This is a genomic window from Amedibacillus dolichus DSM 3991, from assembly GCF_000154285.1.
Lineage (GTDB): Bacteria > Bacillota_I > Bacilli_A > Erysipelotrichales > Erysipelotrichaceae > Amedibacillus > Amedibacillus dolichus.
The window spans coordinates 346,803-362,286 of sequence record NZ_DS483477.1 but is presented as its reverse complement, the minus strand read 5'-3'; the positions used below and the strand labels follow the sequence as shown (position 1 = coordinate 362,286).

Below are 15,484 nucleotides of genomic sequence, written 5' to 3'. Positions count from 1 at the left end.
ACTTATAGTCTACTCCATTCTATACATCATATTATTTCTTGTCCATTTATAGCATACTCCACCTTACCATTGCCAGTCCTTTGCCTGCAAAAACACTAGCACTCATAACTAAGGTCTGCTAATAGTATAAAATATTCCCTTAGCACTGTCAAGCTTTTAGTGCTAAAAGTACCTTACATAAAAAAGGACGCAAGCAGCAGCGTCCTTGTTTTCATTACTTAACGTTTTCTTTGACAAATTCAAGTGCTTTGCGAATACGCAGGTCATAAGAAATAGCATCAGCAGAGATTGCAGCTTTTACCTGATCAAGAGGCATCGCATACATTTCCGCAATATTGTTAAGCTCTTTTTCAATATCTTCTTCACTTACTTCCAAGCTTTCGGCAGCAGCAATTGCTTCTAATACTAAACGTACTTTCACCTTATTGTAAGCATCTTTGGACATTTCTTCACGAATACCTTCTTTGGTATTTCCGGTAATCTGCAAGAACTGATCCAAGCCAAAGCCTTGTGCCTGAAGACGCTGTTCAAAGTCGCGTACCAAATTATCGGTTTCTTCTTCTACCATTACATCAGGAATTTCAACCTCAGCAGCTTCTACAATAGCCGTTAATACTTCGTTTTCAAACTTCTGATTTGCTTCGCGTGTTTTTGTTTCTTCTAAATTTTTATGAGCAAATTCTCTATAAGCATCTACAGTTTCAACATTTTCAACCTTTGCCTGTTTTACCAATTCATCATTTACTTCCGGCAATACCTTTTCTTTGATTTCATGTACGGTAACCTTAAATACCACCGGCTGCCCGGCAAGCTCAGCTACCTGGTATTCTTCAGGGAATGTTACATTGATATCTTTTGTTTCTTCAACACCCATACCAATTAACTGTTCTTCAAATCCCGGAATAAATGTACCACTGCCAATTACAAGAGGATAGCTTTCTCCCTTACCGCCTTCAAATGGAACATCGTCCTTGAAGCCTTCAAAGTCGATAACAGCAGTATTGCCATTTTCTACTTTGCCTTCTTCTTTCAATACCAAATCAGCAAAGCGTTCCTGTAAACGAGTAATCTCTGCATCTACATCAGCAGCTTCCACATTTACTTCTTCTTTATGGATATCCAATCCTTTATAATCACCAAGCTTAACCTCTGGTTTTACAGTAACGATAAACTTAAAGGTTACTTTTTCTTCATCAATACTTTCAATATCTAAGGAAGGACGAGTTACAACCCATAGGTCATGCTCTTTGATAGCAGCACTCAATGCTTCACCTGCAACATCATCAATAGCTTCCATCAATACATTTTGTGTACTGATTTGTTTTTTGACCAAAGCTGCCGGTGCAGTTCCCGGACGAAAGCCCGGTAGGTTTACTTTTTTCGCAAGTCTGTTGAATGCTTTTTTCTGTGCTGTTTTCCAAGCTTCACCTTCAACGGTTGTAATCAATTCACCTGTTGATTTTTCTTTTAATTCCCAATTACTCATGTTAATTCCTCCTAATATTTACGAATGAGCATTTTACTTTTACAAGCTATCATACGTATTTAATAATAATTCATAACCATTGTATTGTGCAAGGTTTTTTTCCTTATAAAAGCTTTGCCATGCCTCATACTCCTCATGAGCAACAAAAACATAATGTGCAATAGCAGCCGCAAGTGCTTCTCCTTCGTCCTCCTCAATAGTAAAGGGCAAGCGAAGGTAAGCTTCCTTGATCAAGGATTCCACACACATCATGGCAAAGGTCGGATTGTCATTCTCGAACCATTTCCGCAAATACATCACAGCCTTATTTACGCCTTCACTTTCCATAACCGAATCAATCGCACAAGGTGAAAAGCAAACCTCTAAGCCATTGATCTCACATGTAAACTCATCTGTGATATTTTGATCCATCATCGCTTCAATCAGCAATGAGCGAACAAGCGTATGTACATTCTTTTGTGAAAGGAAATTCTGAATTACATCTACATAGTTACGAATATTACTTTTTTTCAACTGCTCAATCGCTAAGAATTGTTCGTCCAGTTCTCCGGCAAGCATAGCTTCTATATCATCTTCGCTATAAGCTTTCTGTGTATGGGCACGCAGCTCACTACGACATTCATTATAGCATTGAATCAATTCTTCCTCTACATTAAAAGGAATATAAGGCATTGCAAGCTCTTCTTCCAAAAGCTTATTTGCCTCTGCATACTTACCTTCGTCCATAAGATCTTTGATTTTTTTTAGAATCTCATCATAATAACTATCCATGAATTCACCTTCATTAACGATTAAACCTCCATAAATATATCATAGATTAGGTAAAATCGCAACGAAAAAAGCACACCGCAGTGTGCTTATCTCTTAAATGGCGTCCACAGAAGGATTCGAACCTTCGACCGCACGCTTAGAAGGCGTGTGCTCTATCCAGCTGAGCTATGTAGACATCTTAATTGCTTAATTATGATACCAAATTTTTATCCATATTTCAACCGTTTTTTTCATTTATCATAAAAACCGCAAAAAAAGGTCGGCAATCTTCAGCCGAACCTTTCTTGACAAATCCTTACTCTGTTTCCAATAAACCATATCCGCCATCATGACGTTTATAAACAACAGCGATTTCATTTGTTTCATTATCACGATAAATGAAGAAACTATGCCCTAGCATTTCCATACGCATAATGGCTTCATCAAGCTCCATCGTATCTACTGTAACAGTCTTTGTACGCACAAGCTCATCATTATCCTCATACGAATCTTCAAAGTCCATTTCTTCGATAAAGGCATACGCCAATTTTTCCTTGTTTTTTCTTGTTAAACGAGTTTTTTGTCGACGAATTTGATCTTCCAGCTTATCAATAGCAAGATCAATAGCAGCATATAAGTCATCATGTACGACTTCGGTACGAAGTACTGCATATTTGGTAGGGATCGTCACCTCGATTTTTTGCTTGTTCGGATAGACACGAACAACAACATTCGCTACCACAGAATCATCAATCATGAAATATTTTTCCAAATGATTTAATTTCTTTTCGATCTTTTCGGAAAGAGCAGGGGTAACCGTAATGTTTTTTCCATAGATATTAACTTTCATTAATAATCCCTCCTTATTTATACTTTTATTATATCCTAAAAAAACTAATATAACAGTCTATCATTTTCTATATGTTTGTGATAAACTAAAGTCAGAGGGCTGGAAAAGCCTTTTTATTTTATTTTCAAGTGAATTATCCTACACTTTACCATGATGTGTTTTTTCATATATTTCCGTCAAATAACGCAAAGCATTCCCACAACATAGCATCGCTGTTTTTTGTTCAGTATATCCTCTTTCCTTCATTACACATACCAAATTCTGCGTCTTAGCGGCATTCTCTAAATCCTTCGTATGAAAATCTTCACAACCTTCATAAAAATCCATATAATCCAATCCAAATCCCACACGATCTATTCCTATCAAAGCCTGTATATGTTCTACATGCTCCAATATATGCACTATATCCTGTTTATCGTTTTCTGTATTCACAAAGCTTGGAGCACTGACAACCCCGATAAAACCGTGATGCTGCTTGATTGCCAAAATGGCATCATCATATAGATTTCTTGGGTGATTGCACAATGCACGTGCATTGGAATGCGTAGCCATAACTTGGATAGGATACTCCATAATATCCCAAAAGGTTTTTTCATTGGCGTGAGATACATCTAGCACCATATTCAACTTCATCATGGTTTCAATAGCCTCTTTGCCCTTGGTTTTTAAGCCATGCAGTGGATTTCCTTTCACCCCGGTTGCTAGTTCATTTTCATCATTCCAACACAGAGATGCAATACGCACTCCCTGTTGATAAAGCCATGTTATCTTTTCCGCTACATGATCTTTAATACCGCACATACCTTCCACTGTCAGTAAAGCTTTGATATGCGAATTGTTTTCCAACAAATCATCTTTTGTTAAAACAAGATCCACTTCATCACAAAGGGCAATTTCCTCTTTTAAAGCAAGCACCATTTCCTGCATATCCCACCATGACTCTGTTCCCTCAAAATTACACGCCATACATACAAAAGAAATCTCACCCTCACGGAACTTTTTCAAATGATATTTTTCTATAATATGCGTTTCTTCTTTTCTTCGTTTCTGTATAACATCATAACCGATGTCTGCATGCAAATCAAAAAATTCCACTATGCTCAGCTCCTATTTTTATTGTATGTTCTTTGTTTCCTCATGTTCATAAATAATATCAAAATATTTCATTTCCTGTTGCTCACTTAAGCCGGTGTCATAGCTTTCGTTTTTCAACACATCTAACAATATATTCTCATCGGCATCGTAAGCAATACAATCGTATGCCTTCATGATGACCTCACATGCAAGATAAGTGGCTTGCCAAAATAAATCTAGGAAGGAGGCATTGCTTGAAATATGATCATCGCAAGGGTGTTGCCAATAACGATGTTCTTCGTTTAAAACATCATATTGCTTATCCTCATCACATAAAACAATATTTCCTGATAATAGCCATGGCTTATTGACCATGCTTTCCAAACCTTGCAATATATTAAATTTAATATATTTGGGATCGTACAAAAGTTTTTGTACCTTTCCCCATGCGGTAATGGATTCACGAATTTCATGTACGGTAAGCTTTGTCGCAAAGCCTTCTTTCGCACATGGAACGTAAATACGTGCGATTGCTTTCAGCATATCATCATCAAACTCACAGATCCTACTGCTTTGAAACTTTCGAATATCCGTATGCTTAAACTTCTTTAGCATCACTGTATCAATCATAGACTCAAAACGATGATGATAGCTGCAGTTGATCAGCTTTCCATGTCCCGTACGATAAAAAATATAAGGGTGTGTTGTTCGATCCAACGCCCAATGGCATAAATGACCAAACAAATATCCCATCATTGCCTCCTTAACAGCAGGTTTTTTTTGACGTTTGATCTGTGTCAGCGCAATGGAGTAAAAAGTATTCGTTCCGCTGCTATGCATACGATTTCCAAGCCGACTTAGCGTTTGATCCTTATATGCCTCCCATGGAAGTGCATGATGAAAAAATAAAAAATCCGGACCATTGCTTCCGATATAGAAAAGCTGCTCATGCTGGTAAATAAGTTCTAAAATCTTCGGGTGATGAATTTGTTTTGCGACTTCTTCCGCAAAAATCTTATGGGTAATAATATTCGGCATACACATTTCCTCACTTTTGTGTTTATTATATCATAAACATGCGCAAAATAGGCATTCATACCATGCCTTTTTACCTAAGACACATAAGGTAGATTAGGAGGTGAGACTATCGCAACCGGTTTTTTACAGATAGAGCTCTATAAAACGATGTTGGAAACTCCCATCTGCGATGCCTATATTCGAATTACTCGCACAGCTGATCATTTGCTTGTGTATGAAGATTTTTTCATCACCGACCATTATGGAAAAAGTATTAAAATTCCACTATATACAGAAACCGCACAAGAAAAAGAAGCTTCACCTTACCTGCTGTATCAAGTAGAAATATCGAAAAAGGGCCATGCTAAGCTCATTATCCAAAACATTGCGATATTTGCAAACGTAACAGCTATCTTATCAATGCTGCTTCCTCCTTACCGTAAAGACGAAGCGATACTTTCGATTTCATTAAAAGAACCCCACTTTTCTTCTAAAAGCCATGAAGTAGCAATTGATCCAAAAGGAGGGATTGATGCAATGCTGCAAGAAGTAATCATACCTACTTCCATTACCGTTCATTTAGGAAGGCCCAATCGTGATGGAGAAAATCTAACCGTTCCCTTCCTTTACTATTTAAAAAATGTTGCTAGTTCGGAAATTTATCCAACCTGGCCACGCGAAGCTATAAAAGCTAATGTATGGGCGCAAATGTCATTGGCACTGAATCGTGTCTTTACCGAGTGGTATCGTAGCCAAGGCTATAATTTTGATATTACCAACAGCACCGCCTACGATCAGGCTTTTGTAAAAAATCGTGTAATCTACGATAATGTTGCCGAAATTGTAGAGGAGGTATTTCAAGAGTATATTCAGAAAAAGAACTTCACCGAGCCCTTTTATGCAGAATATTGCGATGGAAAGATTGCTCAATGCCCCGGAATGAAGCAATGGGGTACACAGGATCTGGCAACTCGCGGATATGATGCCTTATCCATTTTACAATACTATTACGGAGATACCATTCGAATTGTTTCCAGTGATACCATACAAGATATCCGTCCCTCTTATCCCGGCACCCCCTTACAGCTTGGAAGTGTCGGAAAAGATGTCGCAATGCTGCAAGCCTTTTTAAATGCAATTGCTATCAACTATCCCGCTATTCGTCCGATTTTTCCAGTAAACGGGGAATTTGAAACAGCCACTCAATCCGCTGTCCGTACCTTCCAACGCCAATTCAATCTCACCGTCGATGGAATTGTCGGACGTACGACCTGGTATCGTATCAGCTTTATTTTTGTCGCTGTTCGAAAGTTAGCAGAACTAGGCTCACTTGGCTATCTTTCTACATTATATAGCGGAGTTTGGCAACAACGTGTATTGCGCCAAGGTGATCGCAGTGTGGAAACACAACTTATGCAATATTATCTTTCCTCTATTCGCTTGTTTTATCCGGAAATCCCCGAGGTAAGCATTGACGGACGCTTTGGAGCCGGAACATACAATGCGATCCTCGCTTTTCAAAAACGCTTTGGTTTAACTGCCGATGGCTTGGTAGGACAAGCTACTTGGGATCGTATCTATCAAGTTTATACCTCAATTTCCAATCAGCTTCCACCAACCAATGCTCCTTTACCTTATCCTGGTATCCCACTTCAATTAGGTACCAGTGGAGATGCTGTAGAGGCAGTTCAAAATGCCATCAATAAACTTGCAAAGCAATATACGGATATTCCTAGCGTGAATGTCGATGGCATCTTTGGGGCAGCAACACGTAATGCCATTCGTAATTTTCAAAGCCTATTCGATTTAACGGCAGATGGAATTGTCGGAGTGAAAACATGGGAATTATTATTTTCTATTGCCGCACAGCTTCAGGCAAATACTGCCGATACCGCCATTCTTCAGCATCAGCTGAATATGATTGCCAAATATTATCCTAGTGTTGATAGTGTTCCTGTAAGCGGAGTTTTCGATGAAGCTACACAAGCCTCACTAACCGACTTTCAAACCCTCATGGGATTGCCACTTAAGGAAGGCACTGATGCACTTACCATTGATGTATTAGATTCCTGTTTTCATGAATTAAGCTCTTAACAAAAAAAAACATGCACTTAGTCAGTCAAAGCTGTACTAGGTGCATATATTTTCATATTTCATCATGTAACTATATTTCGCAATGCATGATAAACAATATATTCGGCATACGTATCCATTGCACAATATTCCTCTAACTGATGATAGATTTCAGCTCTTTCCCCTGCATCTTCACTCATGCTGTATCTCCGCCATTTTTCCACCGCGTCCATACCGATAGAAATATCCAAATCTGCATAATGGTAATCGGAAAAAATGGATACCAATGTTTTTAACGAATAACCGCCTCGTTGTCGCAAATCGTAAATTGTGCCACTTGCAAAAGGCAGCGATAAATCCACCATACGCTCCCAAATTTGTCGCAAGGATTCTTCGTATTGCGGAAACTGATTTGCCAACTGGATCAAGCGAAGCTTTTCCGCTCCCTCCATATTAAATACTAATATCGTACCGTTTTTCGGTATATTCGCAAGCAAGGAAAGAATAAACTCCTCGCGGCAATCCTTTTCTCCGATAAAGCCGGTATGGGTAAGTGTTCCATCTTGTTGTTCAATGTGCAAACTATATTGAAAAGCTAAAACATCAAATGGTTTCATCTTATCATAAGGTGGAAAAACAAAGGTTTCCCATTCAAAATCAAGATAAGAAATCGGATATTGAATATGCGTGCGCAACCAAAGACGCAATTGAGGCTTATCTACATAACAGCCATGAAGTCTTGCTGCCATTACTTGAGCATATTGCTGACGCGTACCCTCCAAACGCTCGATATCAACTTCCTGCATTGTTTCTTTGCCTTCTGACAGCATTGATAGCTTGTGTGCAGACTGCATTAAATGTAAAAGTGAATCATCATCTACCTTTTCTTGAAAACAATCCTCATAAAAAAGGCATTTACCACCTCGCGTACAGGCTGCTTTTCGTTTCGGTGGAATCTCGCCCTTTTGAACAATACCATGCAGTTCATCAAGAATCGGATCCAGATCACGATAACAATCCTTCACCAATTCTGCAATTGTCTTATGTGCTTTATTTTTAGAATTGTATAAACAATCACTTTCTACAAAGAGCTCTTTTACATTTAAGCTTCCCATGCGCGTATAGCTTCCATTTAAGTGCAAAGCCGACACTTTCACAATAGGCACTCCACATTTTTGTAATACATAGAGCATATCGGCAATCGCTTGTGCTTCCTTCTCTTTTGGAAAACTTAAACGATAAATCATGATCATCGCAAAACCGTCTTTTTCCTTCAATAATAAAGGAACCTTAATTCGTAAATCACGATAAGAAAAACGTGCATTCAACAAAGCATTCTTTGTTTCCAATGCGTTAAGTGCTTTGTCTGCGTCATCATTCGCTTCTCCTTCAAAAGCATCGGTTAAACCAAAATACTGCTTTACCAATTCGTAAATATTCTCATTTACATTGACAAATGGCGTAAATGCCTTCGGTTTTCTTGTAGAAAGCCAAAAGCAACGCTCGCAACGTTCCCATTTCCGTATATCCGAAAGATGTAACATATTTACCCACTTCACTTTCCCCATGATTATATCACACCTCGATTAGGAAGAATATGCCTTATTCATATCTTCGATTATTTTCAGCATCTCCTTTTTTAACTCCTGTGGCGCTAACAATTTACATTCATGTTGTAATGACATTAAAAAGTGCAATGCCTCAAGCTTTCCTTCCATCACAACACTAACGTGCAAACAATCTTTATCGATCCACTCTTTTTTCTCATTGATGCCAATTTTTTTCTCTGCTAAAAAACGTGCACTCGTACCATATACCATCAATTCCAATTCATACACTTCATCACGTACAAGACCGTTTCTACCGATATGATCAAGCAAGCGAAAGTCAGAAGCTCTAGTAAAGCTTTGTTCGCACAAGACGCATTGCCGCATACGTTCCTCACTGAATTTATAAATACGATAATCCTTAGCTTTTAAGGAATATGCTAAGCAATAATACCCGTCCTTATAATGTAATATCTCATAGGGCTGTATGCGTATAGGCTCATAGACATCGGATTTCATAGAACGATATGCTATCTCCATACAACGATGCTGATCTCTCGCCCATTCACAAAGTTGTATCGCCTCTGCCATTTTGGAGGATAAACCGGCAACATCTGATGCTATATAAACACCGTTTTCACCATCTTTATAAGAAAGAGAAAACAAAAGTTTATCCATTGCTGCCATGTAATCTTGATAGAATAGAAAATCTTTATGTGTAGTCATATAGGAGCGAGCTTCTTTCAATGCATGCATCTGTGATGTTGTAAACCCATTTGATGGTACAATGTCAAAGGATCTCAAAACATAGCCTCCATGCGCTCCGCGTACACTTTCTATTAAATAGCCGGCTTCCTCTAATTCTCTTTTATAATCCAAAATCTGTCGCTTATTACAACCAAGCTCCGCTGCAAGTTGGGTTCTGCTCATCATTCCTCGAGCCTTTAACAGCTGCAGCATGCGAATACAATTTTTTAAGCGTGCCATAGTTCTCCTTTATTTTCAATACTATATAATTGGTGCGTAGCGTTGCGGAAATTCACCGTATTTTTTTAAAACGTGTTCCTTTTTTGGAACTATTCCCAAGAAAGCCAGTGGACGAACCATTTCTCCGATACCGCGATCCAATGCAAATCCCAAGGCTTCCGATGCCTGCTGTGCCCCATACTCCAATAGTAGCATAACCATTTCCTCATTGCGTGTAAATACTGCATGTAATAAGATTGGATATCCATTAAAATACCAATTGGCATCTGCACCGGCATCTAGTACAATCCCAGCTAATTCCACATCTTCATTCCATACTGCATTTAAAAGCTGTTTCGCTAAAACATGTTCTTTCGTCATATATACTTACCTCCAGTTTCTTTGTAAGCATATAATAAACCTTAATGTTACAAATATACGTAACATTAAGAAAATTATGGCATTTTATTTGTAAAAAGTAAAGAAAAACCAGATATACATCTGGCTATTCGTCCTTCATACTTTGGTCTTGATAAGGATTTGTTTCTTGTAGATTTCCTTGTGAATAATTAGGGAAAACACGCTGAAGATCATCTGCCTTCACATTTTGATCATATAGCATCAGATACGTGCCATTTACCTGTGCCATATATTCTTTTTCTTTATTATCAATACGCACCTTAACACGTCCTGTTTCCTCTGCTTGTCGTAAGAGCTTCTTCATGTTTTCATCTTCTGACTTTACACGATATAAGTAAACCTTATTTCCGTTAATTTCAAAGCTTCGACCTTCATGGGCAGCAAAATCGATCTGATCGATATTCTGCATATTTTCATACACAACACCTTCATCTTTTAAATACTTCATCATGTGGTCAATACTTTCTTCTACATCGTTTTTTGTTTTTCTAGCATTTTTTTCAATATCTTTTTTCACATAGTCGCTTGAACGATTAACAGTATTTTCAACCGCCTTATCATTTTTATTACTACACCCTCCAAGCATTCCTGCTGTCAAAGCCAAACTAGCACATACAATAATTATTTTTTTCATATTCCAACCTCCTGTCAAGCTTATTATGTGTATAAAAATACTTTTTATACCTTACAAATTTTAAGATTCGTCAAAAATAAGTTATGTTATAATAGATTGGAAATTCAATTATGAAAAGACAAACTGCTTATATTAGGGTTCTGAAAGAGCTGCAACTGTCATGAAATACTAAAGGCTTTTATGTCAAGTAGCTTTAATCCAAAATAGAAAGCAGGAATATGGAGGAAACGTATGCAACAAAAAGTATTAGTTTTTGATGTAGATGGAACACTTTATGATATGGTTCATCATGAAATCCCAAGCTCAGCTATTGCATCGATAAAAAAAGCAAAAGAAAACGGTCATATCTTTGTTATTGCCAGTGGTCGTGCTTTTTATGGACTAGGAAAAGCTCTTGATGAGCTAACTGCTGATTATATTATTTCCATGTCCGGTGGAGTGCTGACCAACAACAAAAAACAAATCATAAAAAAACATGTCCTTGCTAAAGAGGATATTCAAGACCTAGTTGATTTCGCAAATGCTCATGAAGCCGGATTGGTTTTGAAATTCAAAGATGGTATGTATTTATATCAACACAGTGAAAAGATCAATTGGCTTGAAGGTCAAATGAATAGCGATATCGGACAAGAAATTTTTGTGGATTGCCCTTTACAAAACCATCATTTAAAAGATGAGGAGGTGCTAGCCGCCTGTATTCATGCAGATCCAAAAATAGTTAAAGCTGCCTTTTCTCAACACCCCCGTATGAGCTTTACAAGTTATTGTGAAGATGGGTTTGATGTTGCAGTAAAAGGTTGCACAAAAGGAAGTGCTTTAAGTGAGTTAATGCAGCATTTGAACGTAAAGAGAGAAGATGTTATATGTTTTGGTGATAACTATAATGATATTAGTATGATGGAAACAGCCGGCTATTCGATCGCTATGGGTAATGCAGTAGCAGAAATCAAAGAAAGGGCTGATTACGTAACATCATCTACCGATCAAGACGGAATATACAAAGGACTTCTGCATATTGGTTGCATTAACGATTAAGCATTGATCCTATACGTCATATTAATTTTCACAGCATTTTGTATCAATCTGCCTGCTTTTTTCTATGAAGATAAAATATGCTATGAACCAACAATTCAATGCTTAATAAAATTAAAATGATCCATAAGGTCCAAGCAAAAATCCCTACCATATCACTTGTGATACGGCAAAGATTTAATTGTCTGCCAATTCCAAATTGTACTTGTCCTAAAATTTCAGCCATAACGCCTACCTTAAACGTTAAAGACAGCCCATTTGAAAAGGAACTAATCATCTCTGTTTTTAATAATGGGATATATACCTTCCATAGTCGATAGCTTGTTTTTTCCGGATAAAGCTGCAAAACCTTAGATAAGTTTTCGTCCATATAACGTAATCCATGATACAGAGAGGCAAAAATAGTTGGAAAGATAATAAGGAAACTCACAATTGCTGAGCTCTTTTCAGATCCAAACCAGACAAGTACAATAATGATATAAGCAACATTAGGGACACTCCGAGTAAGTAACAAAATCGGATAAAACAAATCATAGAAAACCGTAGAATGATAGCTGGCATAAGCGCATAAAAACGCTAAACCAAAAGCAAAACACAAACCTAACGAGGAGCGTATGATCGTCAATGCTACATTTTGATAAAATGATGGATCTACTAATTGTTCTAGCATTCGATTTATAACATCATAAGGATAAGGAAAAAGAAAATCATTATTCATTTGCGATGCAATCAATTGCCATAAAATAAATAACACAAAAACAGAGCTAATCGTCCTATATTTTTTCATATTACACCTCAAAATCTTTAAACAACGATAATTGTTCTTGTTTATGTTGGATTGGAACTTGCTGTATTCTTAAATTATCATTATCAACCTTTGGGTTTACATTTTTATGTAAAAAGGCTGATATTTTATCTTGTGTAACAATCAAAGGTGTACGTTCATGAATGCTTCGCATCTCTTTTTCAGAATTTGCAGTCAATATGACAAATTCGTTTTGTCTGTTATAAAATCCAGCAAGATAAATTAGCTCATGATCCTTTTTCGTAATTAAGATCTTCTGCTTTCCGTTAGTACTATTTACCCATTCATAAAAACCATTACAAGGAATCAAACAACGGTGATTATAATCATTTCTAAACATCACACGTTCCTTAACACTTTCCTCTCTAGCGTTAATTACAAGCTGGCTATTTGAAGTCCCCATTCCCCATTTCATTATTATAGGGCGATAGCTATCTCCTTCTTCAATCAACACCAAAGCATTCTGTGATGGAAATACCTCTTCCTTGGCATATTCACATAGAGCATACTGTTCTACTTTTCTTCGTAATTCATGAAAAGCTTGGTTATTCTTCCACATAAAATAATATCTTCCACACATTAATACAATCACCTCCACTTATAAGCAAGATATGGAATATCTAGTACTATGTCAAGATTACGGACAACTAAAAGATAAGAATTTAATAAAAAGCGTCGTTATTTAAATAGTTTTGTTCAAATTGATTAGGCGAGTGATAGTCGAATGTAAGTAAATTCGTACAGTATTATAAAACCCTTCTAAAAATTCAAATACCAATCTATAAGCATGATTATAGTCTGTTATTTTTTGTTTATTCAACCATCTATTCCACAGACTGTCCAAAATTTTGAAGATGGAAGGAATTGAAAAAGGAAGCGCATTCTTCTTTAGTAAGTACAACTTTAGTAAGTACAACAAATTCCATAACGATTTCCTCTCTTATCGAACGCATATTATTATAACACGATAGAAAAGGAAGATAAATAAATTCATATGGTAAAAGCAGTAAAGAAATAAAAAAAAGTTACTATTACCAGTCGATTCATAAATCAGAAATAATATGAGAAAATAACAATAATGAATTAAAATGTAAATGAATGTCAGATACAATATTTATGGATTCATAATTTTTTTATTTTTTTCAAAAAAAGTATTGAAATATCAATAAAAGTGTAGTATATTTATTAAGCAACAAAGATGCGGGTGTAGTTCAATGGTAGAACTTCAGCCTTCCAAGCTGACTACGTGAGTTCGATTCTCATCACCCGCTCCATTAAATAAATAAGGCCTTTATTAAAAGGCTTTTTTTGTATATATATTTTTTACTTTCATAAATATATTGATTGCTTTTCAACACAAAGCTTTTATATCCAACAAACACCTATTCTTTTTGAAATAAGAACCATAAAATAAATTGAAAGGAGAAAAAATTTTGGCAAAGATCATTCTATATAACGTTGATACGCAGGCATTGGAAATCTTCCATTTAAACGAAAGTGCCACTATGCCTTATGTATATGGTCGGACAATGACAGTCGGTGAGTTTCGAGGTTCTTCACGTTCCACTGTCCTATGGTCTACAACCGCTGCTATGGAAGCATGGAATGCAACAAGGCGCAGTTATGGTGCGCCGATTCCTTTTCGTTACGCATTTAAACGTATTTGGGAAGGAGGACATGGGAGACAATCGCAACACTATGCCGGAGTTTCTTTTGATGTAGGACAAGCCTTGACACAGCAAGAAAGAAATCGCATTTACAACACTGCCAGAAATCTTGATGTTTGGTCTTATGTGGAACCAATTTCTATGACGCCTACCTGGGTTCACTTTGACAAACGTCAAGGACCTCCGGCATGTCGAGCAGGCTACCCAACTTTACGCATCGGAAGTCGTGGTGTATATGTGCTAGTTCTTCAAGATGCCTTAAACGCATTAGGTTATAACACCTACACACTTGATGGTGCATTTGGAAACAATACACGAAATGCTTTAATTTCTTTTCAACGCAACAACAACCTGCGTGCCGATGGAATTGCCGGTTGTAATACTTGGACACGTCTCGTTGATGAAGCAGTCGGAATTGGAAGAACACCAACCGTTATCGATCCATGAATAGGAAAAGCCTTTCTAAATAAAGAATCAGAAAGGCTTTTTAAGCTTTTAATAAATTTTTATCATTTCACTGTAAAACTATAGATGAAATAGTTAATCGTAAACAACAGTAAGGCAAGCACAATACCCGCTATTGCAGCTTTTTTATACTTTGAAGTTGTCTTTTTCTTATTTTCACAATATACGATAATAATACCAATGATAGGTGACAAATAACTTATCGCAAAGGATAAAACACTTAATACTATAGTCTTAAATGATTGAAAGTTTAATTTACTCAAGTTCTGCAACTTCTTCACCCCCACAAACAAATTCATTTAACTTTAAAAGTTTAGGAACATTATTATCTGTAAAAACAACCATCGTAGTAATATCATAGCCTTGTTGAGTAATAGCATCTAAGTCAATTTCTGCAATAACTTGACCTTGTTTTACTTTCTCTCCCTGCTCTACAAAACTGTGGAAACCGACACCTTTAAGATTAACTGTATCAATACCAATGTGTACAATTAACTCTGCATGATCATTTGCAATCCCAAATGCATGCTTCGTTGGAAAAACTGCACAAATCGTCCCAGAGATTGGAGCAACAATCTTATTTTCACTAGGTTCAACTGCAAATCCATCTCCCATCGCCTTGCTAGCGAAAGCTTCATCTTTTACCATCGATAGATTTATCAGCTTTCCTTGTATTGGTGATACAATCATTTCTTTTT

Annotated in this window: 15 protein-coding genes and 2 tRNA genes; 4 read left to right on the top strand and 13 right to left on the bottom strand. The window is 36.9% G+C overall.

The features are described from left to right. Window positions 1-214 precede the first annotated feature (214 nt). The 6 genes from tig to EUBDOL_RS08940 form a co-directional block, all read right to left on the bottom strand. Complete coding sequence (gene tig, locus EUBDOL_RS08965) at window positions 215-1,486, bottom strand: trigger factor (RefSeq protein ID WP_004800622.1); 1,272 nt, start codon at window positions 1,484-1,486, stop codon at window positions 215-217. A 39-nt stretch (window positions 1,487-1,525) separates the two neighbouring features. Beyond that, window positions 1,526-2,257, bottom strand: a complete 732-nt coding sequence (locus EUBDOL_RS08960; RefSeq protein ID WP_004800621.1) for a DUF3196 family protein — start codon at window positions 2,255-2,257, stop codon at window positions 1,526-1,528. Between the two features lie 98 nt (window positions 2,258-2,355). Next, window positions 2,356-2,432, bottom strand: a tRNA-Arg gene (locus tag EUBDOL_RS08955). 120 nt (window positions 2,433-2,552) lie between these two features. Further along, window positions 2,553-3,086 carry a ribosome hibernation-promoting factor, HPF/YfiA family gene (gene hpf / locus EUBDOL_RS08950; protein WP_004800620.1) on the bottom strand — a complete coding sequence of 178 codons (534 nt, stop codon included), beginning with the start codon at window positions 3,084-3,086 and terminating at the stop codon, window positions 2,553-2,555. A gap of 138 nt (window positions 3,087-3,224) precedes the next feature. Then, window positions 3,225-4,181, bottom strand: coding sequence for a dipeptidase (locus EUBDOL_RS08945; protein WP_004800619.1), 957 nt, complete (start codon window positions 4,179-4,181; stop codon window positions 3,225-3,227). Window positions 4,182-4,199: 18 nt separating this feature from the next. Beyond that, the gene (locus EUBDOL_RS08940) at window positions 4,200-5,198 is read right to left on the bottom strand and encodes a zinc dependent phospholipase C family protein (RefSeq protein ID WP_004800618.1); all 999 of its coding nucleotides are present in this window, start codon (window positions 5,196-5,198) and stop codon (window positions 4,200-4,202) included. A gap of 147 nt (window positions 5,199-5,345) precedes the next feature. Here EUBDOL_RS08940 and EUBDOL_RS11275 point away from each other — a divergent pair, with 147 nt between their 5' ends. Further along, a complete protein-coding gene (locus EUBDOL_RS11275; protein ID WP_004800617.1) occupies window positions 5,346-7,271 on the top strand; it encodes a peptidoglycan-binding domain-containing protein in 1,926 nt (641 codons plus the stop codon). Window positions 7,272-7,333: 62 nt separating this feature from the next. Here the strand turns inward: EUBDOL_RS11275 and EUBDOL_RS08930 are convergent, their stop codons facing one another. The 4 genes from EUBDOL_RS08930 to EUBDOL_RS08915 all read right to left on the bottom strand — a co-directional run bounded on the left by EUBDOL_RS08930 (window position 7,334) and on the right by EUBDOL_RS08915 (window position 10,817). Then, window positions 7,334-8,818 (bottom strand): DUF2779 domain-containing protein, encoded by a 1,485-nt coding sequence (locus EUBDOL_RS08930; RefSeq protein WP_004800616.1) that lies wholly within the window; start codon window positions 8,816-8,818, stop codon window positions 7,334-7,336. Window positions 8,819-8,836: 18 nt separating this feature from the next. Continuing rightward, on the bottom strand, window positions 8,837-9,784 hold the full coding sequence (locus EUBDOL_RS08925; RefSeq protein WP_040463690.1) for a helix-turn-helix transcriptional regulator: 948 nt from the start codon (window positions 9,782-9,784) through the stop codon (window positions 8,837-8,839). 21 nt (window positions 9,785-9,805) lie between these two features. Continuing rightward, window positions 9,806-10,144, bottom strand: coding sequence for an ankyrin repeat domain-containing protein (locus EUBDOL_RS08920; RefSeq protein WP_004800614.1), 339 nt, complete (start codon window positions 10,142-10,144; stop codon window positions 9,806-9,808). A gap of 124 nt (window positions 10,145-10,268) precedes the next feature. Beyond that, a complete protein-coding gene (locus EUBDOL_RS08915) occupies window positions 10,269-10,817 on the bottom strand; it encodes a hypothetical protein (RefSeq protein ID WP_004800613.1) in 549 nt (182 codons plus the stop codon). Between the two features lie 231 nt (window positions 10,818-11,048). Between EUBDOL_RS08915 and EUBDOL_RS08910 the strand changes: the two genes are divergently transcribed. Beyond that, on the top strand, window positions 11,049-11,852 hold the full coding sequence (locus EUBDOL_RS08910; RefSeq protein ID WP_004800612.1) for a Cof-type HAD-IIB family hydrolase: 804 nt from the start codon (window positions 11,049-11,051) through the stop codon (window positions 11,850-11,852). 43 nt (window positions 11,853-11,895) lie between these two features. Here EUBDOL_RS08910 and EUBDOL_RS08905 read toward each other — a convergent pair whose 3' ends face one another. Continuing rightward, on the bottom strand, window positions 11,896-12,636 hold the full coding sequence (locus tag EUBDOL_RS08905; RefSeq protein WP_004800611.1) for an ABC transporter permease: 741 nt from the start codon (window positions 12,634-12,636) through the stop codon (window positions 11,896-11,898). 1 nt (window position 12,637) lies between these two features. Further along, window positions 12,638-13,234 carry an SOS response-associated peptidase family protein gene (locus EUBDOL_RS08900; RefSeq protein ID WP_040463687.1) on the bottom strand — a complete coding sequence of 199 codons (597 nt, stop codon included), beginning with the start codon at window positions 13,232-13,234 and terminating at the stop codon, window positions 12,638-12,640. 620 nt (window positions 13,235-13,854) lie between these two features. On the opposite strand from EUBDOL_RS08900, the gene EUBDOL_RS08895 reads away from it, so the two are divergent. Both EUBDOL_RS08895 and EUBDOL_RS08890 read left to right on the top strand, forming a co-directional pair. Next, window positions 13,855-13,928 (top strand) — tRNA-Gly (locus EUBDOL_RS08895). A 159-nt stretch (window positions 13,929-14,087) separates the two neighbouring features. Continuing rightward, window positions 14,088-14,768, top strand: coding sequence for a peptidoglycan-binding domain-containing protein (locus tag EUBDOL_RS08890; RefSeq protein WP_040463685.1), 681 nt, complete (start codon window positions 14,088-14,090; stop codon window positions 14,766-14,768). 273 nt (window positions 14,769-15,041) lie between these two features. Here EUBDOL_RS08890 and EUBDOL_RS08885 read toward each other — a convergent pair whose 3' ends face one another. Beyond that, on the bottom strand, window positions 15,042-15,476 hold the full coding sequence (locus tag EUBDOL_RS08885; RefSeq protein ID WP_004800605.1) for a PTS sugar transporter subunit IIA: 435 nt from the start codon (window positions 15,474-15,476) through the stop codon (window positions 15,042-15,044). Window positions 15,477-15,484 lie beyond the last annotated feature (8 nt).